This is a genomic window from Butyricicoccus faecihominis, assembly GCF_024462775.1.
Lineage (GTDB): Bacteria > Bacillota > Clostridia > Oscillospirales > Butyricicoccaceae > Agathobaculum > Agathobaculum faecihominis_A.
Window position 1 is genome coordinate 24,986 of record NZ_JANGCE010000014.1, and the last position, 19,864, is coordinate 44,849.

The following is a 19,864-nucleotide window of genomic DNA, read 5'->3' on the forward strand; positions in this document are numbered from 1 at the left end:
CGCCGCGGCGCGGCTGAATGATAAGGAAATTGTTATGCAGCGTACAAGCCGATGCTGAATACGAACGCGATGATAACGGACAGCGGGCCGGTGATGACGCGGGAGTACAGAACGGCGGGCACGCCGAGTTCGATGGTCTCTTCATCCGCTTCGCCGAGGGACAGGCCCACCGGTACGAAGTCGCCGCCGACCTGCGCGTTGATCGCGAACAGTGCGGGCAGGGCGAACTGCGCCGGGATATTGCCAAGGCCGATCTCCGCGCCGAGCAGCGTGCCGACGACCTGCGCGATGACCGCGCCGGGGCCAAGCACCGGGCTGAGGAAGGGCAGCGCGCAGATCAGCGAAATCACGAGCATGCCGGGCAGCGTGGAGCACAGGGGCGAAATGGTGTTGGCGATCACATCGCCCAGACCGGAGGCCTGAATGATGCCGAGCAGCATCGAGGTGAAGGCCATGAACGGCAGGATGTTGCGAATGACCATATCGATCGAATCGCGGCCCGCCTGAAACAGCTTGCCGACCACCTTGCCGACGCCGATGCCGATCCGGGTGATGATGCCGGGCTTCTTCTGCTCGCGCATCGCGGCGATCTCAGCCTTAGCCTGATCCTTGCTCTTGGGCTCGCCGGCCTTGGGCGCGGCGGGAGCGGCGGGGGCAGCCGAGGAAGCGGCCGCGACCGCGCCTTCGTCCGCGTAGCTGATGTCGGTTTCTTTTACATCGGACACATACAGTTCCTCGGTGATAAACTTGGCCAGAGGGCCGGTCGCGCCGGAGGGCATGAGGTTGACGGTCAGGATTTTTTTCTTAGGGTAAACGCCGCAGCGCGCGGTGCCGCCGCAGTCGATGACCGCGATCAGAACCTCGTCGTCGGGCGCGCCGCCCTTGAAGCCGTCCACAACGGTGCCGCCGGTCATTTCAGCCAGCTTGATCGCGACCGGGTGGATACCGCCGATGGTCAGGCACAGGATCTTATTTTTCTTCTCGGTGGGCACCGCCGTGATCGGGCCGCCCCAGCCGCCTTGTCCGTGACGAATCGTTACAGCTTTCATTAGTTGTCACCTCCGCGTCCGGCCTTTTTGATCATGTTCAGGTAAATCTTCTCCGTCAGGATACCGCGAATCAAAATGACGATCACGCCCACGATGAAATAGCGCACAGCCAGATCGCCCAGCGACAGGCCCAGCGTCGTGATACCGGCGGCAATGCCCATGTACACAAACAACTCGCCCGCGTTGGCGTGCGGGAACAGGCCGGTGACCGGGTGCAGGAAGGATACGCAAGAATCGTAATAAGCGGGCTTATACTTCTGGTCGACGAAACGGCCGAAGGTATAGCACATCGGGTTGCCGAGGAACAGTACCGCGAGGATCGGGAGCAGTGTATAGCGCAGGACCATGACGTTCGTGATCTTCTTGACGAAGCGCTCGACGCGCTCCTCGCCGATCAGCTTAATGATAGAGTTGACAGCCGTCATCAGGCAGATGACCATCGGAATGATACCGGTGACCCATCCCATAAACGTCTCTCCGCCGGCTTGGAACAACGACATAAAGCCGTTGGCGAGCCAAGTGATAAATTGCATGTTGTTACCCCTTTCTAAAATCATCCTCTTTATATCTGGTATCTATGCGGGATTCTATATAGAATCGGTCCGGGCGCTTTGGCCGCGTTTTGGGGCAGCGGGAGATACCCTTTCACACGTAACCACGCGTTGTCCTGCCGCCGTCGGAGCGGGGCCCCATATCCGACGGCGGCGGGACTTAGCCCGGCCGCTTCCTATATCAAACGCTGGGGGCGGGTTCCGGTTCGACCGCGCCCACAGGCTCGGTCTCGAGCAGTTCGGGCTTTTTCAGGCGCAGTTCCAGCGCTTCGATCGCTTGTATGTAGCCCTTATGGCGCTTGCGCTGTTTTTTATCAAAGGTCTCAAACAGCGCTAAAAAGGAATCGATGCTCGCGCCCACAAAGGGATGGCCGAGAAAGTCCTTCCGGGGTTTGAAATGGGTCAGAAAGGTCAAGCCTTCCATCACTTCGACGCCGGTGATCACGCCTGCCGAATCGCAGGCGACGAGCACCAGATTGCCGGATAAAAACCGGCCCTTGGTCTGGCCGACGCCTACGTTGCCGAGCTTGTGCATGCGCCGTATGGCTTTCTTATAATTTTGAATCTGGAACCAGCCGCCGACCGCCTGCATCACAAACAATGCGAGCGCCACCAGAAAGATCAGTTTCAGTTCATTCGACATGGTGCTTCTCCTTTCCCAATTCGACGAGGCGCTGCGCGCATTCCTCATCGGTTACCAATATATTGATATAACCGCCTTGCAGCGCGCCGTATACGGCTTCGGCCTTGTGCAGGCCGCTGCCGATGCCGATTTTGTTTTCCACCGTGCGCAGCTGCGAAAGCGGCATGCCCGCGACGCGGTCGTTAAACGCCTGATATTGTTCCGTTTCACCGTTGCGGTCGTAGAATTGGAGCGACAGGTCGCCGACGATGCCCTCCTCGACCAGCTGGTTGATCTGTTCGGCGGTGATATAGCCCGCCTTGATCATCGTAGAGCCCGCGCGGTTGGGGATGCCGATGCCCATGATGACCGTTTTGATCTCCTTATAATACTGGATGATGCGCTGCATCGCTTTTTCCTTCATAAAGCCCTTTAGGATCTTTTGATCGGAAAAAACCGCGGGCGCGAAAAATTCCACATATTCAGCGCCGAACAGCTGGGCAAATTCGAGCGCGATCTGGTTGGAATGGATGTTGACCGTCGAACTGCGGCCCGAGCTGATACCGCCTAGGATCGGCACAAAGGTGCAGGCGATGCTGTCCGCCGATTGGCGCGGGCTACAGCATACGTTGTGCAGCGTCATGCCCATGGACACGCCGACGACGTCGCCGTCGCGCAGGTAGGTTTCAAGCAGCCGGATGGTGGCGGAGCCAAGCTCCGTCATATGATCGAACCGGGTGGATAGCGGGCTGTTTTCAACGACCACGGCCTCCTTCAGGCCGTAAAGCTGTTCCAGCTCCTGTTCGAGGCGGCTGTACTCCAGGCTGTTCGGACTGAGCACCTGCACCACGACCATGCCCATTTCCCGGCCCGCCGCCAGCATCCGGGAAACCGAAACGCGGGATATCCCAAGCCGGTCGGCGATTTCCTGCTGCCCGATATGCTCCTCATAATACAGCTTGCAGCATTTGTAAATTAAACGGGGATCATCGACTACTTTTCTCATGGTATCCCCCTCTTTTTATCACTTTTTGGTGTTCTTTTCCGTTTTCCCTTGATCTGATTTGAGTATAGTACCCATGCATCTTTTTTGCAATAGTTTCAGTGCTGAACATATGTAAAAATGCGTACAAATGGGGCCGATTTCATTATCATTTGTAAGCACTCTGTTTGAAAAACACAATTTAGGGGCCGGTTTTCTGTGCACTTTTACCCTCATCTTTTCCATGTGTTTCCATACGCTTTTGCATCTGTTCCGCGCGATGCAGGGATCGTGATGCATGATCTCGTTTGTTCTCCCTCGCCTAAGGCGCTTGCGCGGCGTAAACAATGGGTGTAGAATAGGAGCACTTCTGAAACCAAGGAGGGATACCATGGCGCTTGATACTTATTTGCCGTTTTGGAACCGGCTTACAGAGGCGCAGCAGCGTTTGCTGCAAAACGCCGCGCGGGAGGAGCGTTACCCCGCGCGCGCGGTCCTGCACAACGGATCGGCGGACTGCATCGGCTTTCTCTTGGTAACGAGCGGACAACTGCGCGCCTACCTGCTCAGCGAGGACGGCAAGGAGCTGACGCTTTACCGCCTGTTTGAGCGGGATATATGCCTGCTTTCCGCCTCGTGTATGCTGCGCGGTATCGATTTTGACATCACGGTGGAGGCCGAGCGCGACACCGTGGTCTGGCATATCCCGCCGGAAACCTATAAGCGGCTGATGGACCAATCGCTCGCCGTAGCGGCTTACACCAACGAACTCATGGCTTCGCGCTTTTCCGATGTGATGTGGCTGATGGATCAGGTGATGAACAAAAAACTGGATTCCCGCTTATCCGCCCTGCTGATCGAGGAGCAAGCGCTCGCCGGGAGCGACGCGCTGCACATCACCCACGAACAGCTCGCGCATCATCTCGGCAGCGCGCGCGAAGTCGTGACGCGGGTGCTGAAATACCTGCAAGGCGAAGGGCTTGTCCGGCTGACCCGGGGCACGATCGAAATACTCGATCGCGCGCGCCTTGCGGCGCTGGCGGCGGACAGTCTGCGCTGAACTGTGACTAAGTCACGGAAAGGGCGGGCGTTTTGCGGTATCCTTATCTCAACAAAAACAAATGCGATAAAGGAGCGAAACAAGATGTCTGTTTTTTCTGTTCATGAAGGTAATTTTGAAGCCGAGGTATTACGTGCCGGTCAGCCCGTGCTGCTCGATTTCTGGGCGCCGTGGTGCGGACCCTGCCGCATGCTCGGCCCCGTGGTGGAGGAAATCGCCCAGACGCATCCCGAAGTCAAGGTGGGCAAGGTGAACGTGGATGAAGAGCCCGCGCTCGCCGCCCGGTTCGGCGTGATGGGCATCCCCGCCCTGTTCTACCTAAAGGACGGCGAGGTCGTATCCTCCGCCGTGGGCGCGCGTCCCCGCGCCAGCGTGGAGGCCATGCTTAAATAAACACACCATAACCATATATAAGGGAAGCGGCGCGAAGGGTTCTTTTGCACGCTTCCCTTATATATCTCCGAATTTTTTCTAATTCATTACAAAAGTTACGCGCGTCGCCTAAAAAGAAACCGATATGTAACCGCCCCGGTGTAAGATGATTTTATGATAAAGGAAATCTCGGCGCCGTATCGGCGACATCTCATCGAGGGTGGGGGGCATACCATGAAACAAAATCGTTTACTGGCAGGGCTGCTATCTCTTCAAATGCTTCTGGCATTTGCGCCGGCTTATGCGCTGGCGGCCGAAGAGACTTTGACCAACGGCCAGATTGTTAAGAGCAGCGCCGCGCAGACCGCGGAAGAAACGCTGGAAAACGGCCTGCTCTCCATCAATAAGCAGGTTCTTGCCACAGAAGAGGAAAACCGGTTTCAGATCCAGTTGGATGTAACCACGGCCGAGGATCTGCGGCAAATGGAGCTGCCTGCAAACGCGGCGGTATTTGTTCTGGTGGATAAATCGTCGAGCCTGAACGGCAGTTCAGAGATCATCCCTGATTTGGAGGAGCTGCGCGACGTTGTAGCGCAATTTGATCTGTCGGTAAGCGCGGAGGATTTCCCTGCCCGTACGGACTATGCCAAAGAAACCGGCGCTCTCACCGATGTGGATGATATGTTGAACGCCAATTTCGCATCCGAAGAGACCGATCCTACTGATGAATACGCGGTGCGCGCCGATACTTCTCTTCATTTGTCCGCGGTCAAGCAAGCGGTTTACAACTGCTACCATCGCCGCGCTTGGTTCGAGCGCAAAGCGGTAATCGACTTTTTGGATGAATATACAGCGGATGATTCTGCGGACCGTTATTTTGCGCTTGGCGTTTTTCATCAGGACGCTTCGGTAAAAGCGGATTGGCAGAAGGTCGATTCCGATTGGCAGGACGACGACAGCCTCTATACCACCGTGACCGACTATACCAAGAACGAAGAGCCGTGGAACACGAATACGCAGAAGAATTTTCAAAACGATCCCTCCCCCCTGACCTATACAAGGGGCAGCGGCAGCAACCTTGAAGCCGCTTACCTGCTGGCCCGTAATATGATGTACAAAGCGTTTAACGAACAAAGCGGCGAGCTGGCAAGCGCCAATGTGCCCGCGGCAAACCGCCACGTAATCATTGTTTCCGACGGCGAGCCGAGCTGGAGCTGCTCGGCCGATGCAAGAGATGCGGCGAACAGCGACTGGTCGGACACCGGCAAGATCAAGGGAGATAAAACCACCTACGGGCAGGCTTATGCCGAGGACCAGTTGGAGTCCATGGCTGAGATCGCCCAAAGCGACGATTTTTCGCTGGACGTTGTTTGGTACGGCGAAGCAACGCTGGGCAATTCCATTTATAAGGACGATCCCGAGCGTTTTGCGGATTCCTTTCAGGGCACTGAGGATGAAGACCTGTCCCAGCTTGGCATGAGCGGCATTTTCCGCGAGCTGGCTTCCATCGAGTCGATCGCTTATCCGTGGTCGGTCAGCGATCCCATGGGCGAGTATATTGAATTTACCGGCGCGCCGGAGCAGGACGGCGTACCGCAGCGCGCGGTCACGGAGAAAAACGGCGCGCTTGTCTGGGATTTAACCCAGTGCACGCCGGTTGATACGACCGAAATGGAGATCGAGAACGGCAGCCGTACCCTCTCGCACTACCGGCTCACCTATTTCATCGCGCTTGATAACCGCGCGGACGGCTTTGTCAGCCGCGCGGCTCTCGATACCAACGGCGAGACCGTACTGACCTACACCGTGACCAGCATGACCGACGGCGCGGTAAACGACTATGAAAAGCGCACGGCCCGTTTCGATATCCCGCGGGTGCAGGGCTATCTCGCGGATGTGACCATTCAAAAAGCGACAGGTACCGGCGCGCCGCTCTCTGGCGCGACCTTTGCTCTGACCGATGCCGGTGGCAAGACCCGCACCGCCGTATCGGATGAGACCGGCGCGGTCAAATTTGAAAAGCTCCCTTCGGGCTATTCCTATACGCTGACCGAGACCGCCGCCCCGGCGGGCTACGACCGCAGCGAAGCGAGCTACGCCGTGCAGGTGCGCTATGGCGCGGTCTCCTTTGGCGAGGACGGCGCGCCCACGCTGACCGTTGTAAACACCGCCACCGGCGGCAGCAACGGCGGCGGTAACGGCGGCGGTAATGGCGGCGGTAACAACAGCAACCATGGTAACAATAATAACAACACCGTAAACATTGAAGACGAACAAACCCCGCTCGCCGCGGCGCTCGATTCGGACGATCACTTTGCATACATCATCGGTTACCCGGTGGACTATCGCACCGGCGAGAAAACAGAGGATAAGACCCTGTGGCCCGTCCGGCCCGAGCAAAACATCGATCGGCAGGAGGTGGCGACCATCTTCTTCCGCCTGCTGACTTCGGACTCCCGCATAGAAAACTGGTCGCAAACCAATTCTTTCCCCGATGTGGCGGCGTCCCGCTGGTCGAACAACGCGATTTCGACCATGACGAACGCGGGCATTCTGAACGGCTATGAGGACGGCACCTTCCGCCCTGAACAGGCGATCACCCGCGCCGAGTTCGCCGCGATCGCGGCCCGCTTCGATTCCTCGCTTTACGTTGGCGAACATCAATTTTCCGATATCGGCGGCCACTGGGCGGCGGAATATATCGACCGCGCGGCCCAGAAGGGCTGGGTCAACGGCTATCCGGACGGTACCTTCCGCCCCGACCAGCCGATCACCCGCGCGGAAGCCATGACGCTGATCAACGCCGTTTTGGGCCGACGCACCCATGCGGAGAATATGCTGAATGAGATGAACCACTGGCCGGATAACGCGCCGGACGCTTGGTACTACGAAGCGGTGCAGGAAGCCACCAACGGCCACGATTATGAACGCGAAAACCCGACGGCCTACGAAACTTGGACCGCCATGCAGCCCGCGCGCGATTGGTCCCTTCTCGAACGTCAATGGTCTGTCGCCGCTGCCGCAAAAAATGAAGCAGCCGCGCAGACCGCCTGATCAAGCTTCCACCCTCCCAGCCGGAAACGGCAGCCGGGCCGCAGAGAAAAGCACACGCTGCTTCTCTGCGGCCCGGTATTTTTTACCCGCCGCGTGAAATCAGGAAACTTTTGGGCGGCGGTTTCGTCTATTAAGATATCAAACAAACGATCGTGGGAGGAATGGCTATGAAACGAATGGTCGCAAGGATCGCCGCCGCGCTAGCCGCGCTGGCACTATCGGGCTGCGGCAGCGCGCCCGGCGATAAAACCAGCGAGGTCACCGACCCTAAACTGTATTTTGACGCCACTGTTTTAGAGGTGCGGGAGCATTCCGTTTTGGTCGAGCCGCTCGAAGGCGCGGAGGAGGGAAACACCGCCGACCAGATCAGCGTTGGCACGGACAGTATCAGCGAAGAAAGCTCGGTCGGAACCTTAGCGGCCTTGCGGCCCGGCGACACGATCCGCATCGGCTATCATGGCGGTATCACGGAAACCTATCCCGCCGGGATCGACTCCGCCTTTGCGATAGCCTTTGCCGACGACGCGGCGGCCGGGCAATCCGATCTTGCCCCCATGGTCATGGTAGACGGCGCGCTCTACTACGATACAGGCGAGGAAAGCACCATAGACGGCCGCTGCGGCGTGATGGACGGCGAGATCACCTCGGCTGTGAGCGCCTCCGAAATCCCGGCAACAGACGATCAGTCCAACTTTGGCACCGGCTATGGGTACCAATATACCGGAGAAGGCCAAATTGAAATTTATATGAATGAAAAGTGGATGGTATTTGAGGAAAGAGAGTGATCCTGCATCGATCAAACCGTCTTTTGGATTTTTCGTACCTATACAGCAAGGGCGCGTTGCAAAACAAAAAAATGTTCCAAATTCTTGTCATTCTGAGGAGCGAAGCGACGCAGAATCTCGCGCGAACGCGTGGTTTCCACGTTTATTCCGCGCGTTCGCGCGAGATTCTTCACTTCGTTCAGAATGACATACGGAGATCCTTTTATTTTGCAACGCGCCCTTGCTTCGTGGTATTGGTTGCGGGCACACCTCTCTCTATGGTATTTGTTCGCTTCCTTATGCATACTAATATATTAATTCATAAGATGCTTGTTGTCAATCCCCCTTTCGTTCATTTATATCCGGCAATCCACTCTTGACAAACGATAACTTATATATTAATATGTTAATAATGCCTTTAGAAGGGGGCCTATGCCGTGTCTCATCGCCGCTCTGTGCTTCTGCTCGTCGTCACCTCTATTTTATGGAGCTTTGGCGGGCTGTTCGTTAAGTCGATCGGCTGGAACAGCTATGCGATCACGTGCTTTCGCAGTCTTGTCGCGCTGATCGTGCTGCTTCCGTTTGTCGGCCGTCCCCGTCTGCCGCGCAGCTGGTACGGCGTTTTAGCCATGCTATGCTACACCGGCCTGATCTGCACCTGTATCATGGCAACCAAGCGGACAACCGCCGCAAACGCAATTTTGCTGCAATATACCGCGCCTATTTATTCGCTGCTGGCCGGTCACCTGCTGCTGCGCGAGCGTATCCGGCGGCGCGATATCGTTTCTATCGGCGCGCTGTTTTTGGGCATGGCGCTGTTTCTTTCCGACGGGCTGGCGGGCGGCGCGATGTCGGGCAATCTGATCGCGCTGCTTTCGGGCGTGTTCTATGGGTTGATGGGCGTATTCATGCGCAAGGACCCGAGCGGCCGCCCGCTCGACAATGTGTTCTGGGGCAACCTGCTGGCTGTTTTGATCATGCTGCCGCTGATCGGCAAACCGGTATGGACGCCAACAAACCTCACCCTAATCGTACTGATGGGCGCGTTCCAGCTTGCCCTGCCCTATCTGCTGTATTCCAAGGCCATCCACGGCGTGACCGCGCTGGAGATCACGCTAATCACGGTGTTGGAGCCGATCATGAATCCCGTATGGGTATTCCTTTCCACCGGCGAGCGGCCCGGCCCGCTCGCGCTGATGGGCGGCGTGGTCGTGCTGGGCACCGTGGTGCTGCATGAGCTGCCGCTTGGGCGGCGGACCAAGCCGCTCAGCTGACAAAAAATTCCGCATCAGCGCGTATGCGCCAATGCGGAATCGATCGGTATTTTTTATTACGTTTCCACGAAGTACTGGGGGAACTGCTCGCGGATGAGGATTTCCCACGTTTGATCGTTCTTATGGTCGTGGTGCACATCGAGAATTCTGGTAAGCGCGGCTTCATCGCCGTCTTCGATGCAGCGCATGATATTCAGATGCTCCTCCAGCGACTTTTCCAAAATACCCGGGCGCTGCATATCTAGCACCAGCACACGGTTATAATGCGCGCGGGAATTTGAAATAATATCCCAGATCTGCTCATGCCCGGCCCGCTCGAAGATCGCGCGGTGGAACGCGTTGTCATTTTTGATATACTCCACCGGAAGATGCTTTTTGACCGCCTGCGTCATGAAGTAAATTGCCTGCTCGGTCTCCGCCTGAACCGACTGCCTGCGGCGGCACAGATCAAGGCAGATCTCCGTATCCAGCAAATGGCGCATATACGCGATCTCGCGCGCCATTTGAAAATCGATCCGCGCCACATAGGTGCCCCGCTGCGGATAGATATTGACCAGATACTCGTTGGAAAGCCGGATCAGCGCTTCACGAATCGGCGTGCGGCTGACATCCAGCTGCTCGGCCAACTCGGTCTCGCGGATGACCGCGCCCGGCATCAGGTCGAAGTACTGGATCGCGTCCTTCAAATATTGGTATACATCCATTCTATTTTGCTGTCGCCTGCCGCTCATATACAATGCTCCTTATGAAGTACTATTCTAATATTAATATATCACATTTCCCTCCGGCTGTCAAGCCTGCCAGTTCTAACCATTTAATGCCATTCTTCAAACGTAAAATAGGGCTGTAAAAAAACTGTTGCAAAATAGAAGAGTACCCAAATGTCATTCTGAACGAAGTGAAGAATCTCGCGCGAACGCGCGTTCCCAGCGTAAATTCCGCGCATTCGCGCGAGATTCGCGCTCATTAAAATGCCGCTAAGCGGCAGATTAAGGATAGCAGACTACGGTCTCGTCGCTTCGCTTCTCAGAATGACAAAATTGGTAGCATTCTTCGCTTTGCAACAGTTTTCTATTCATTTGTGAGAACTTATTTTACAGCCCCTTTTGGGTGTCTTTGGTCGGCCGAGTGAGGTCACTCGGCCCTACTTTTTCGGTGATCCACGCGGGGGGTGGCGTGTGCCGCTTACTCCGGCCTACGCAGTTCGTAGATGATATGCGGCATGTCCTTGCCGCGATAGTGGCGGATGAATTCCCCGGCGGGCTTCATGCCGCAGGCTTCGGCCACGCGGCGGGAGGGGCGGTTTTCCGGCCGTATGACCGCGACGGCGCGATCGGCGCCAAGCTCCAAAAAGGCGCGGCGGAGCGAGGCTGTCGCACACTCGACGCCGTACCCCTTGCCCCAATGGCGGCGGTCGACGATATAGGCGACGCCGTATGCCGGGCCTTCGGGAAGCTGCTCTACCAACGCGCCCGCGAGGGCGACCAACTCGCCCGTTTGGCGGTCGAAGCCGGCGCAGTGGCCGCAGCCGTCCTCTCGGTAGCGGCGCAGCTCGTCCGCGAGCCAGTCGCATACCTCGTTGTAATCAAAGCCGTGCTCCCATGCGTACATGATTTGTTCATCCTGCAAGATCGGCGCGATCAGCGCGAAATCGTCCGCCCGCAGGCGGCGAAAGCGCAGGCGCTCGGTTTGCATGATCCAGTGCGGTATATCTTCCATAGCGGTTTTCTCCATAAAAACGGTGCGGCTTTTGGCCGCACCGTTTGCGTGTTGAATCGAAACTTACTTGGTGCCGAAAATGCGGTCGCCCGCGTCGCCCAGACCGGGCAGAATATAACCGTGATCGTTGAGCTTTTCATCGATTGCGCCGACAAAGATTTCAACGTCCGGATGGGCCTTCTGTACCGCTGCAACGCCTTCCGGCGCGGCAATCAGGTTGAGAAGCTTGATGTGCTGCACGCCGCGGCGCTTGAGGCCGTCAATCGCGGCAACAGCGGAGCCGCCGGTGGCCAGCATGGGATCGAGCAGCAGTACGTCGCGATCCTGAATGTCGTTCGGGAGCTTGCAGTAATATTCCACCGGGTGCAGGGTCTGCGGGTCGCGGTACAGGCCGATGTGGCCGACCTTGGCGGCGGGAATCAGTTCGAGCATACCCTCGACCATGCCGAGACCGGCGCGCAGGATGGGCACCAGCGCGATTTTCTTGCCCGAAATGACTTTGACGCGGGCTTCGCTCAGCGGGGTCTCGATCGTGATTTCCTTGAGGGGGAGGTCGCGCGTCGCCTCATAGCACATGAGCATGGCGATCTCAGCGGTCGCCTCGCGGAATTCCTTAACGCCGGTGGTTTTGTCGCGCATCAGGCTGAGCTTATGCATGATGAGCGGATGATCCATTTCATGAACGGTTGCCATATCGGTTCTCTCCTTTATTTCGATTGTGCCGCGCCGAGCCTTGCCAAACGTTCGCGTTCGGCTTGGGGACGGCGCAGATAGACAGCGTCCAGCTGCTGGGCCGAGAGGATTTCGCCCCTTTCAAAGTAGGGCAGGGCGGCGGCGGCCACGCCGGTACCGCGCGGCCAGCGCAGTTCTTCCGGTGCGAGGGCCAAGCCCGCGCACTGTTCTTTGAGAGTATTATAACACATTTCCGCGCCATCTCCAACCAGAATTTGCGGGGAGGAAGCGATTTCTTCCGCAAGCGCGGAAAGCTTTACCGCGCGGTCGTCGCAAAGACGCGTGAGCGCGCCGTTTTCGCACCGGAAAAGCGCGTTGTACACTTGCCCGGCGCGCGCGTCCATCACGCAGCACAGATCGCCGCAAAGCGCACGTGCGCCGTGGGCCATCGCTTCCAGCGTGGACACGCCGACGCAGGGCCGGTCCAACCCAAAGGCAAGTCCCTTCACCGTCGCCACGCCGATGCGGATGCCGGTGAAAGAGCCGGGACCGGCGGCGACCGCGAAGCCGTCTATTTCGCTTAAGGCCACGCCGCATCCGGCCAGCAGGTTTTCCGCCATCGGCAGAAGCGTGCGCGAGTGCGTCAGCCCGCAATTCTGGAAGACCTGCGCGATCAGGCGGCCGCCCTCCGTCAAGGCAACCGAAGCGGATTTTGCGGAGGATTCAAAACTAAGCAGCTTCATGCGGTGTGCTCTCCAATCGTGACTGTGCGTTCATTATTGTCGTTTCCATACGAAATATGCACGGTTTTGTAGAAATCTGGCAGTGAATCGCCTGCGTTTTCGCTCCACTCGATCAGCACGATACGGCTGCCGTCCAGATACTCGTCAAAGCCGATCTCGTACAGGGAATCGGGATCAGTCAGGCGGTACAGGTCCAGATGGACGACCGGCCCGCCGGGCGTTTGGTATTCGTTTGCAATAGCGAAGGTGGGGCTGGTGACGCGTCCTTCGTAGCCAAGGCCGCGCAGCACACCGCGCGAAAAAGCGGTCTTGCCCGCGCCCAAATCGCCGGAAAAGGCGACGATGTCGCCGGGGGACAGCGTTTTTGCAAAATCCGCGCCCAACTGCTCTGTTTGCTCGGGCGAATGCGTATGATATTCCATAAACGGGAACCTTTCCGAAGTCTTGACAAAATTTCTTCCCTTATCATATCACGAGTCGCATAAAAAGACAAGTATTCACAGCTGTACGTTTGCGGTCGCGATGTGGTCGCAGAAGCTGCGGTCGTGCTCGACAAAAAGCAGCGTGGGCCGGTACGCGGCGATCAGCTCTTCCAACTGAATGCGGGAGAAAAGGTCGATATAATTGAGAGGCTCATCCCAGATATAAAGGTGGGCGCGTTCGCACAGGCTGCGTGCGAGCAGCACCTTCTTTTTCTGCCCCTCGCTGTAAAGCGCCATATCCGTTTCAAACTGCGCGCGGGAAAAATCCAGCTTGCGCAGGATCGCGAGAAACAGCGTCCGGTCGACGCCGCAGCGCGCGGCGTATTCGGTCAAGCCGCCGGAGAGGAAGGAAGCGTCCTGCGGCACGTAGGAGATCGTAAGACCGCTGCCTCGGCTGCAAACGCCGGCGTGCGGGATATCCTCGCCGCAAAGCAGCTTTAAAAGGCAGGATTTGCCCGAACCGTTGGCCCCCATAAGGGCTATGCGCGCGCCGCGCGTAACCGAAAATGTGATATCGCTGCAAACGGTTTTTTCCCCAAAGCGAACGGCTACCTGCCGCAGCTCGGCCAGCCGTTCGGCGCGGTAGGAAAGGGGAGAAAGCTTCAAGGCGTCGGCGCTTTCAATGTTGTGCAGCAGTCCCGCCTTTTCCTCCGCCGCGGCGTGCTTGCGCGCTTCTATGGATTTGGAGCGCTGCATCATTTTGGCCGCCTTGTGGCCGATATAGCCGCGATCGGGCCGCAGGCCGGAATTCCGCACATGCTTTTCCTTTTCAGTCTTATCCGACCATTGCGAAGCGCGTCGCGCGGCCGCGTCAAGGCGGCGGATATCGCCCTTCAGCCGTTCGTTTTCCGCTTGTTCCCATTCATCCCGCCGCCGCTTGTTTTCCCACCACGTGGAAAAGTCGCCCTGCGTCAGTTCGATGTTCGCCCGGTTGATGGACAGCACATGGTCGATGCAGCCGTCCAGAAAAGTGCGGTCGTGCGAGACCAGCAGAAAGCCGGATTTACCGCGTAAATAATCCGCCACCAGCGCGCGGCCCGCCTGATCGAGGTGGTTGGTCGGTTCGTCAATGAGCAGAAAACGGTCTTCCCGGCAGAACAGGGCGGCAAGCAGCAGCCGCACCTGTTCCCCGCCGGAAAGCGTGGAAAAGGGGCGGCCCAGCAGTTCTTCGGACAGCGCCAGCCGGTTCATCTCGAGGGCAAGCCGCCAGCTTTCCTCCTCCGGGCACAGGGGCAGCACGGCTTCGCGCGCGGGCCGTTCGGGACTCGCGATGGGAAACGGGAAGTACTCAAACGAAACAGACGCGGTAATGCATCCCTGATATTCAAATTGGCCGCGCAAAAGGTTCAAAAACGTGGTTTTGCCGCGGCCGTTGCGGCCGATCAGGCCGAGTCGCCAGTCCGAGTCGAGACGGAGTGAAACATGGTCGAAAATGGTTTCCGCGCTGCCTTCATAGCCAAAGGTCAGGTCGGATATTTGAATCATAGACATAAAAAATGCACCTCCAATTACCAAACGGGTGCAAGAAAGCAAAGCCCTGTCCGGCGCATGGAAGCGCTGAAGCAGTGGGCGGATGAAAGAAGCTTTCTTGCAGGTAGGCATGACAAACCAAACGGTTTGCCCGCCAAACAACCTCACAAGAATGCTTACTTCATCTTTCCACCTCAAATCATTTTGAATAAGCACAGTATAGCGTACCCGTCAAAGGTTGTCAAGCTTGTTTCCATGCAGTATACTGAAAGAAAAGAAACGGGAGGGAACGATCATGACACGTGATTTGGGAAAACGCCTGCTTGGCGCGGCGCTGGCGCTGGGGCTTACGCTGTATCCGGCGGGCGCGACCGACTGGGGCCTTTCCTATCGGGACGGCGCGAACCGGCCGCCCTATGGCGAGGACACCGCCGATAAGCTGCGCCAGTACGGCGCGTATTACATGGGCGACGCGGACCGGAAAACCATCTATCTCACCTTTGACTGCGGTTATGAAAACGGCAATACCGGCCGCATTTTGGATACCTTAAAGCGACGGCATGTGCCGGCCACCTTCTTTGTGGTGGGCCATTATTTGGACGCCGAGCCCACGCTCGCCCGCCGCATGGGGGACGAGGGCCATCTGGTCGGCAACCACTCGGTCAACCATCCGAACATGACGAAGGTATCGCAGGAACGCATGGTGAAGGAACTGCGCGATCTGGAGACCCAGTATCAAGCCGTGACCGGACGGCGGCTCGATCCGTTTTTCCGCCCGCCGGAGGGATCGTACAATTATAACAGCCTTTCATGGGCGCAGTCGCTCGGTTATCACACGATTTTGTGGAGCGTCGCCTATCACGATTGGGACGAAAACAACCAGCCCGCCTACGGCGACGCCATGCAGACCCTTTCCACGCGCGTGCATAACGGCGCGATCGTGCTGCTGCACGTTATTTCCAAAACCGACGCGGATGTGCTGGACGAGCTGATCGGCAAATGGAAGGCCGAAGGGTATGAATTTGCCGCCCTTTCCGCGCTGCCCGGCCTGCCGAATCCGACGGTTACCGCCGTGCCGGGAAGCGCGTCTTTCACGGTGGACGATACGCCCGCCGCTTTTCGCGCGTACCTGATCGGCGGGAACAACTATGTGAAGCTGCGCGACGCCGCGCAGGCGCTGAGCGGCACGGACAAGCAGTTTTCCGTAGACTATGACAAGGCGGCTGAAACCGTGACGCTGACGAGCGGGACGGCGTATACGCCAATTGGCGGCGAGCTCGCCGGCCCCGCCGACGTGGCCGCCATGCAGGCCAAAACAAGCAGCCAGATTTTGACGCTGGACGGCGCGGCGCTTACGCTGACCGCCTACGAAATCGAGGGTGCGAACTACGTAAAACTGCGCGACCTTGCCGGGGCGCTGGACTGCGCCGTGACCTATGACAAGGAGACCGGCGCGGTCGGGCTGGATACCGCGCTGCCGTATACGGCATAAGCAAAAAAGGGGCTGTAAAATAAGTTCTCACAAGAGGATAGAAAACTGTTGCAAAGCGAAGAATGCTACCAATTCTGTCATTCTGAGGAGCGAAGCGACGAATCTCGCGCGAACGCGCGGAATTTACGCTGGGAACGCGCACTTGCGCGAGATTCTTCACTTCGTTCAGAATGACATTTGGGTACTCTTCTATTTTGCAACAGTTTTTTTACAGCCCTTTTTTTATATTTTGACATGGAGGCTGCAATAAAAAACCTTTTGCATTGGTCTAATAGGCAGAAAGGAGGGGAACGGATGCAGGAAATGACAATGGCCGCCGCGCGGGACGGCGCGTTCGATCTGGACCGGGCGATGGACGAGCACGGCACGGCGCTTTTACGGCTGTGCACGCTCTATCTCGGCGACCGCGCGCTGGCCGAGGACGCGGTGCAGGAAGCGTTCTTCCGCGCATGGCGCGCGGGCGGTTTCCGGGGCGAAGCGTCGGAAAAAACATGGCTGACGCGCATTGCGATCAACGTATGCAAAAGCTATCTGGCCGCGCCGTGGCACAAACGCCGCGTGGACGCGGCGGCGCTCGACACGCTGCTTGCCGATACGCCGGATGGAACGGACGACACGCTGATTCGCGCGGTCTTATCCCTTGCGCCCAAGTACCGCGCGGTGATCCTGCTGCACTATTACGAGGGCTACAAAGCGCGCGAGATCGCGGAACTGCTGCATATGCGCACGAACACCGTGGTGAGCCAGTTGGCGCGTGCGCGGGAACAGCTGGGACTGATGCTGAAGGAGTGGTATTATGATGAACCGGTTTAAAAAAGAGTGCGACGGCGCGCTGGAAGGCGTAACGTTTGACGAAACGATGAAAAGCACGGTGCGCGCCCGAACGGCGGGTCACGGCCGCGCGCGGACATGGCGGCGCACGGCTATCGTGCTTTGCGCGGTGCTGGCAATCGCCGTCACCGGCGCGGTGGCGGGCGTGATCGGGAGCGGCAAGGTGGCGTATTTGGCCAGCAGCTTGCGCTGGAATGCCTCGTGGACAGATTTTGATAAGACCGAGCAATACGCGGAGAGCAATGTACCGGGCATGAAATACGTCGAATCGTTTTCCACAGGCTTTACCTTTTATAAAGGCTGGGAAAACTGGACGGACAAGCGGGATGAGGCGGATCAGACGCTGGAATCCTATCCGGGCATCATTTTGGGCTATCAAAATGATGCGGGGGTCAAAGTCTCTTTTGATGTAGACCCTGTACAGGCGGATATGCAGTATGGAGAAAATCCGTTTGAAGAAACGCGCGAAATTGATGGGATACCGGTTGGGTACCGCGCCATGCGATCGATCACGCTGCCGTCCGGTACGAAGCCGACGGAAGAGGAGCAGGCCTTATTTGACAGCGGTGAGATCAATATTGGCTGGGACGCAGAGGACACGGCGCGTGAAGAATCGACCTTTTACCGTGTGTCGTGGGTGCAGGATGGTAACAGCTACGCGATCTATACCTACCAGCCCGACGACCTGACGAAGGACGATTTTTTCCAAATGGCGGCCGAGGTCATCGCCGCGTGAAGACATAGAAAAATGCGCGTTGCCGAATAAAGCAACGCGCATTTTTCTATGTCTATATCGTTTTTTAAAACAGTCCCGTGATCTTGCCGTCCGCGCAAACGTCGATCTTTTCTGCGGCGGGAATTTTGGGCAGGCCGGGCATGGTCATGATCGCGCCGGTCTCGACGACGACGAAGCCCGCGCCCGCGGCAAGGCGAACCGCGCGAACATTGACCACGAATTCGCTGGGACGGCCAAGCAGGGCGGGGTCGTCCGAGAGCGAATACTGAGTCTTGGCGATGCACACGGGCAGATCGCCGTAGCCCATCTCGGTGATGTTTTGCAGTTCCTTATGCGCGGCGGGCGCGATGGTCACGCCGAGCGCGCCGTAAATCTCCTTGGCAATCTTGCGGATCTTGTCTTCGAGCGGGAGCGAATCCTCGTAAAGCATATGGAAATCGGCCTTGCCCTCGTCCAACACGGCAAGCACCTGCTCCGCGAGCTCGCGGCCGCCCTCGCCGCCCTTTGCAAATACTTCGGAAAGGGCCACGCGCACGCCCCGACCCGCGCAGTGATCGCGAATAAAGTCCATTTCTTCCTCGGTATCGGTCGGGAAAGCGTTGACCGCGACGACGACCGGCACGCCGAATTTCTGCATGTTATCAAGGTGTGCGTCAAGGTTGCAAATGCCGCGTTCGAGCGCCGCAGGATTCGGGGCGTTTAGCTCGGCCTTGGGCACGCCGCCGTTGTACTTGAGGGCGCGCACGGTCGCGACGATCACAATGCAGTCCGGCGCGAGGCCCGCCTTGCGGCACTTGATATCCATAAACTTTTCCGCGCCAAGGTCGGCGCCGAAGCCGGCTTCGGTCACCGCGATATCGGCAAGGCGAAGGGCAAGCCCCGTCGCCTGCACGCTGTTGCAGCCATGCGCGATGTTGGCAAAGGGGCCGCCGTGCATCAGGCAGGGCGTGCCTTCGAGCGTCTGTACCAGATTGGGCTTAATCGCGTCGCGCATCAGCGCGGCCATCGCGCCCTCGGCGCGCAAATCCTTGGCGTAGATCGGCTTGCCCGCGTAGCTGTAGGCCACCAGAATGTTGCCGAAGCGCTCCTTCAGATCGGCAAGGTCGGAGGCAAGGCAAAGAATCGCCATGATCTCGCTCGCGACCGTGATCATAAAGTGATCCTCGCGCGGCACGCCGTTTAACTTGCCGCCAAGGCCGATGGTGATATTGCGCAGGCTGCGGTCGTTCATATCCATCACGCGAGTGAAGATCACGCGGCGGGGATCGATGTTTAAGAGGTTGCCCTGCTGCATGTGGTTGTCGATCATGGCGCAAAGCAGGTTGTTGGCCGCGGTGATGGCGTGCATATCGCCGGTAAAGTGGAGGTTGATATCCTCCATCGGGACGACCTGCGCGTAGCCGCCGCCCGCCGCGCCGCCCTTTACGCCGAACACCGGGCCGAGCGAAGGCTCGCGCAGCGCGATCACCGCGTTTTTGCCCAGCTTTGCGAGCGCTTGCCCCAGACCGACGGTCGTGGTGGTCTTACCTTCGCCCGCGGGCGTGGGGTTGATTGCGGTGACGAGCACAAGCTTGCCCGGTTTTTTATCCTGAAGCTTTTTCCACACGTTTGCGCCAAGCTTGGCCTTGTACTTGCCGTACAGCTCCAGATCGTCCGCGTTGAGTCCGGCGGCCTCGGCCACCTCGGTGATCGGTTTCATCGTGCAGGACTGCGCGATCTCGATATCGGATAACATAGGAAAACACCCTTCTTTATATGGATTATCAAGCGGCGAAACAGGTATGCGGAAAATGCGCGCCGCTTTCACGTTTTTTATTATAACACAGGGGCACGCGCTTGGAAAGTGCGATCTGATCCGGAAAGTGGCGCAGAATGCACAGGTTTCCAAAAGGAAAAGCAAAAAATTTGCTGAAATTGCTCCTCGCCAACGGGCGGCAACTGTGGTATGATGAAAGGCAGATATATTTTCAGAGATAATATGGAGGTACATG

Annotated in this window: 20 protein-coding genes; 9 read left to right on the forward strand and 11 right to left on the reverse strand. The window is 57.7% G+C overall.

Annotated elements, in window-relative coordinates:
• Nucleotides 1–32 precede the first annotated feature (32 nt).
• The 4 genes from NE562_RS08860 to NE562_RS08875 form a co-directional block, all read right to left on the reverse strand.
• The gene (locus NE562_RS08860; RefSeq protein WP_280962049.1) at nt 33–1,049 is read right to left on the reverse strand and encodes a PTS glucitol/sorbitol transporter subunit IIB; all 1,017 of its coding nucleotides are present in this window, start codon (nt 1,047–1,049) and stop codon (nt 33–35) included.
• Nucleotides 1,049–1,582 carry a PTS glucitol/sorbitol transporter subunit IIC gene (locus tag NE562_RS08865; RefSeq protein ID WP_280962050.1) on the reverse strand — a complete coding sequence of 178 codons (534 nt, stop codon included), beginning with the start codon at nt 1,580–1,582 and terminating at the stop codon, nt 1,049–1,051. Before NE562_RS08865 ends, NE562_RS08860 begins: the two co-directional genes overlap by 1 nt.
• Nucleotides 1,583–1,781: 199 nt before the next feature.
• A complete protein-coding gene (locus tag NE562_RS08870; RefSeq protein ID WP_280962051.1) occupies nt 1,782–2,243 on the reverse strand; it encodes a transcriptional regulator GutM in 462 nt (153 codons plus the stop codon).
• Nucleotides 2,233–3,228 (reverse strand): sugar-binding transcriptional regulator, encoded by a 996-nt coding sequence (locus NE562_RS08875; protein WP_280962052.1) that lies wholly within the window; start codon nt 3,226–3,228, stop codon nt 2,233–2,235. The genes NE562_RS08870 and NE562_RS08875 overlap by 11 nt, the downstream gene beginning before the upstream one ends.
• Nucleotides 3,229–3,595: 367 nt before the next feature.
• On the opposite strand from NE562_RS08875, the gene NE562_RS08880 reads away from it, so the two are divergent.
• From NE562_RS08880 to NE562_RS08900, 5 genes are all read left to right on the forward strand, one after another.
• Entirely contained in the window at nt 3,596–4,264 is a 669-nt protein-coding gene (locus NE562_RS08880; protein WP_280962053.1) for a Crp/Fnr family transcriptional regulator, read from the forward strand.
• An 84-nt stretch (nt 4,265–4,348) separates the two neighbouring features.
• A complete protein-coding gene (gene trxA, locus NE562_RS08885; RefSeq protein WP_280962054.1) occupies nt 4,349–4,657 on the forward strand; it encodes a thioredoxin in 309 nt (102 codons plus the stop codon).
• Between the two features lie 213 nt (nt 4,658–4,870).
• The gene (locus tag NE562_RS08890; RefSeq protein WP_280962055.1) at nt 4,871–7,690 is read left to right on the forward strand and encodes an S-layer homology domain-containing protein; all 2,820 of its coding nucleotides are present in this window, start codon (nt 4,871–4,873) and stop codon (nt 7,688–7,690) included.
• A 167-nt stretch (nt 7,691–7,857) separates the two neighbouring features.
• The gene (locus tag NE562_RS08895; RefSeq protein ID WP_280962056.1) at nt 7,858–8,475 is read left to right on the forward strand and encodes a YobA family protein; all 618 of its coding nucleotides are present in this window, start codon (nt 7,858–7,860) and stop codon (nt 8,473–8,475) included.
• A gap of 416 nt (nt 8,476–8,891) precedes the next feature.
• Nucleotides 8,892–9,728 carry a DMT family transporter gene (locus tag NE562_RS08900; protein ID WP_280962057.1) on the forward strand — a complete coding sequence of 279 codons (837 nt, stop codon included), beginning with the start codon at nt 8,892–8,894 and terminating at the stop codon, nt 9,726–9,728.
• 56 nt (nt 9,729–9,784) lie between these two features.
• Here the strand turns inward: NE562_RS08900 and NE562_RS08905 are convergent, their stop codons facing one another.
• The 6 genes from NE562_RS08905 to abc-f all read right to left on the reverse strand — a co-directional run bounded on the left by NE562_RS08905 (nt 9,785) and on the right by abc-f (nt 14,835).
• Nucleotides 9,785–10,432: a GntR family transcriptional regulator gene (locus NE562_RS08905; RefSeq protein WP_280962058.1), complete on the reverse strand. Its 648-nt coding sequence runs from the start codon at nt 10,430–10,432 to the stop codon at nt 9,785–9,787.
• Nucleotides 10,433–10,913: 481 nt separating this feature from the next.
• Complete coding sequence (locus NE562_RS08910; RefSeq protein WP_280962059.1) at nt 10,914–11,447, reverse strand: GNAT family N-acetyltransferase; 534 nt, start codon at nt 11,445–11,447, stop codon at nt 10,914–10,916.
• 63 nt (nt 11,448–11,510) lie between these two features.
• Entirely contained in the window at nt 11,511–12,140 is a 630-nt protein-coding gene (gene upp / locus NE562_RS08915) for a uracil phosphoribosyltransferase (RefSeq protein WP_280962060.1), read from the reverse strand.
• Between the two features lie 14 nt (nt 12,141–12,154).
• Complete coding sequence (gene tsaB / locus NE562_RS08920; protein ID WP_280962061.1) at nt 12,155–12,862, reverse strand: tRNA (adenosine(37)-N6)-threonylcarbamoyltransferase complex dimerization subunit type 1 TsaB; 708 nt, start codon at nt 12,860–12,862, stop codon at nt 12,155–12,157.
• Nucleotides 12,859–13,284 carry a tRNA (adenosine(37)-N6)-threonylcarbamoyltransferase complex ATPase subunit type 1 TsaE gene (gene tsaE, locus NE562_RS08925; RefSeq protein WP_280962062.1) on the reverse strand — a complete coding sequence of 142 codons (426 nt, stop codon included), beginning with the start codon at nt 13,282–13,284 and terminating at the stop codon, nt 12,859–12,861. The genes tsaB and tsaE overlap by 4 nt, the downstream gene beginning before the upstream one ends.
• 75 nt (nt 13,285–13,359) lie before the next feature.
• Nucleotides 13,360–14,835, reverse strand: coding sequence for a ribosomal protection-like ABC-F family protein (gene abc-f, locus NE562_RS08930; protein ID WP_280962063.1), 1,476 nt, complete (start codon nt 14,833–14,835; stop codon nt 13,360–13,362).
• A 57-nt stretch (nt 14,836–14,892) separates the two neighbouring features.
• Between abc-f and NE562_RS08935 the strand changes: the two genes are divergently transcribed.
• The 4 genes from NE562_RS08935 to NE562_RS08950 all read left to right on the forward strand — a co-directional run bounded on the left by NE562_RS08935 (nt 14,893) and on the right by NE562_RS08950 (nt 17,873).
• Entirely contained in the window at nt 14,893–15,120 is a 228-nt protein-coding gene (locus NE562_RS08935) for a hypothetical protein (RefSeq protein ID WP_280962064.1), read from the forward strand.
• Nucleotides 15,110–16,306: a polysaccharide deacetylase family protein gene (locus tag NE562_RS08940; RefSeq protein WP_280962065.1), complete on the forward strand. Its 1,197-nt coding sequence runs from the start codon at nt 15,110–15,112 to the stop codon at nt 16,304–16,306. Before NE562_RS08935 ends, NE562_RS08940 begins: the two co-directional genes overlap by 11 nt.
• 294 nt (nt 16,307–16,600) lie before the next feature.
• Entirely contained in the window at nt 16,601–17,119 is a 519-nt protein-coding gene (locus tag NE562_RS08945; RefSeq protein ID WP_280962066.1) for a sigma-70 family RNA polymerase sigma factor, read from the forward strand.
• Complete coding sequence (locus NE562_RS08950) at nt 17,103–17,873, forward strand: hypothetical protein (RefSeq protein WP_280962067.1); 771 nt, start codon at nt 17,103–17,105, stop codon at nt 17,871–17,873. The genes NE562_RS08945 and NE562_RS08950 overlap by 17 nt, the downstream gene beginning before the upstream one ends.
• A gap of 64 nt (nt 17,874–17,937) precedes the next feature.
• Here NE562_RS08950 and NE562_RS08955 read toward each other — a convergent pair whose 3' ends face one another.
• Complete coding sequence (locus NE562_RS08955; RefSeq protein ID WP_280962068.1) at nt 17,938–19,608, reverse strand: formate--tetrahydrofolate ligase; 1,671 nt, start codon at nt 19,606–19,608, stop codon at nt 17,938–17,940.
• Nucleotides 19,609–19,864: the final 256 nt, after the last annotated feature.

Coding starts and splice junctions, on each gene's coding strand:
- NE562_RS08910 (WP_280962059.1), bottom strand. CDS start 11,447: ATGGAAGATATACCGCACTGGATCATGCAAACCGAGCGCCTGCGCTTT.
- abc-f (WP_280962063.1), bottom strand. CDS start 14,835: ATGTCTATGATTCAAATATCCGACCTGACCTTTGGCTATGAAGGCAGC.
- NE562_RS08865 (WP_280962050.1), bottom strand. CDS start 1,582: ATGCAATTTATCACTTGGCTCGCCAACGGCTTTATGTCGTTGTTCCAA.
- tsaB (WP_280962061.1), bottom strand. CDS start 12,862: ATGAAGCTGCTTAGTTTTGAATCCTCCGCAAAATCCGCTTCGGTTGCC.
- NE562_RS08890 (WP_280962055.1), top strand. CDS start 4,871: ATGAAACAAAATCGTTTACTGGCAGGGCTGCTATCTCTTCAAATGCTT.
- NE562_RS08905 (WP_280962058.1), bottom strand. CDS start 10,432: ATGGATGTATACCAATATTTGAAGGACGCGATCCAGTACTTCGACCTG.
- NE562_RS08945 (WP_280962066.1), top strand. CDS start 16,601: ATGCAGGAAATGACAATGGCCGCCGCGCGGGACGGCGCGTTCGATCTG.
- NE562_RS08880 (WP_280962053.1), top strand. CDS start 3,596: ATGGCGCTTGATACTTATTTGCCGTTTTGGAACCGGCTTACAGAGGCG.
- trxA (WP_280962054.1), top strand. CDS start 4,349: ATGTCTGTTTTTTCTGTTCATGAAGGTAATTTTGAAGCCGAGGTATTA.
- NE562_RS08940 (WP_280962065.1), top strand. CDS start 15,110: ATGACACGTGATTTGGGAAAACGCCTGCTTGGCGCGGCGCTGGCGCTG.
- NE562_RS08895 (WP_280962056.1), top strand. CDS start 7,858: ATGAAACGAATGGTCGCAAGGATCGCCGCCGCGCTAGCCGCGCTGGCA.
- NE562_RS08875 (WP_280962052.1), bottom strand. CDS start 3,228: ATGAGAAAAGTAGTCGATGATCCCCGTTTAATTTACAAATGCTGCAAG.
- NE562_RS08935 (WP_280962064.1), top strand. CDS start 14,893: ATGGAAGCGCTGAAGCAGTGGGCGGATGAAAGAAGCTTTCTTGCAGGT.
- NE562_RS08870 (WP_280962051.1), bottom strand. CDS start 2,243: ATGTCGAATGAACTGAAACTGATCTTTCTGGTGGCGCTCGCATTGTTT.
- NE562_RS08955 (WP_280962068.1), bottom strand. CDS start 19,608: ATGTTATCCGATATCGAGATCGCGCAGTCCTGCACGATGAAACCGATC.
- tsaE (WP_280962062.1), bottom strand. CDS start 13,284: ATGGAATATCATACGCATTCGCCCGAGCAAACAGAGCAGTTGGGCGCG.
- NE562_RS08860 (WP_280962049.1), bottom strand. CDS start 1,049: ATGAAAGCTGTAACGATTCGTCACGGACAAGGCGGCTGGGGCGGCCCG.
- NE562_RS08950 (WP_280962067.1), top strand. CDS start 17,103: ATGATGAACCGGTTTAAAAAAGAGTGCGACGGCGCGCTGGAAGGCGTA.
- upp (WP_280962060.1), bottom strand. CDS start 12,140: ATGGCAACCGTTCATGAAATGGATCATCCGCTCATCATGCATAAGCTC.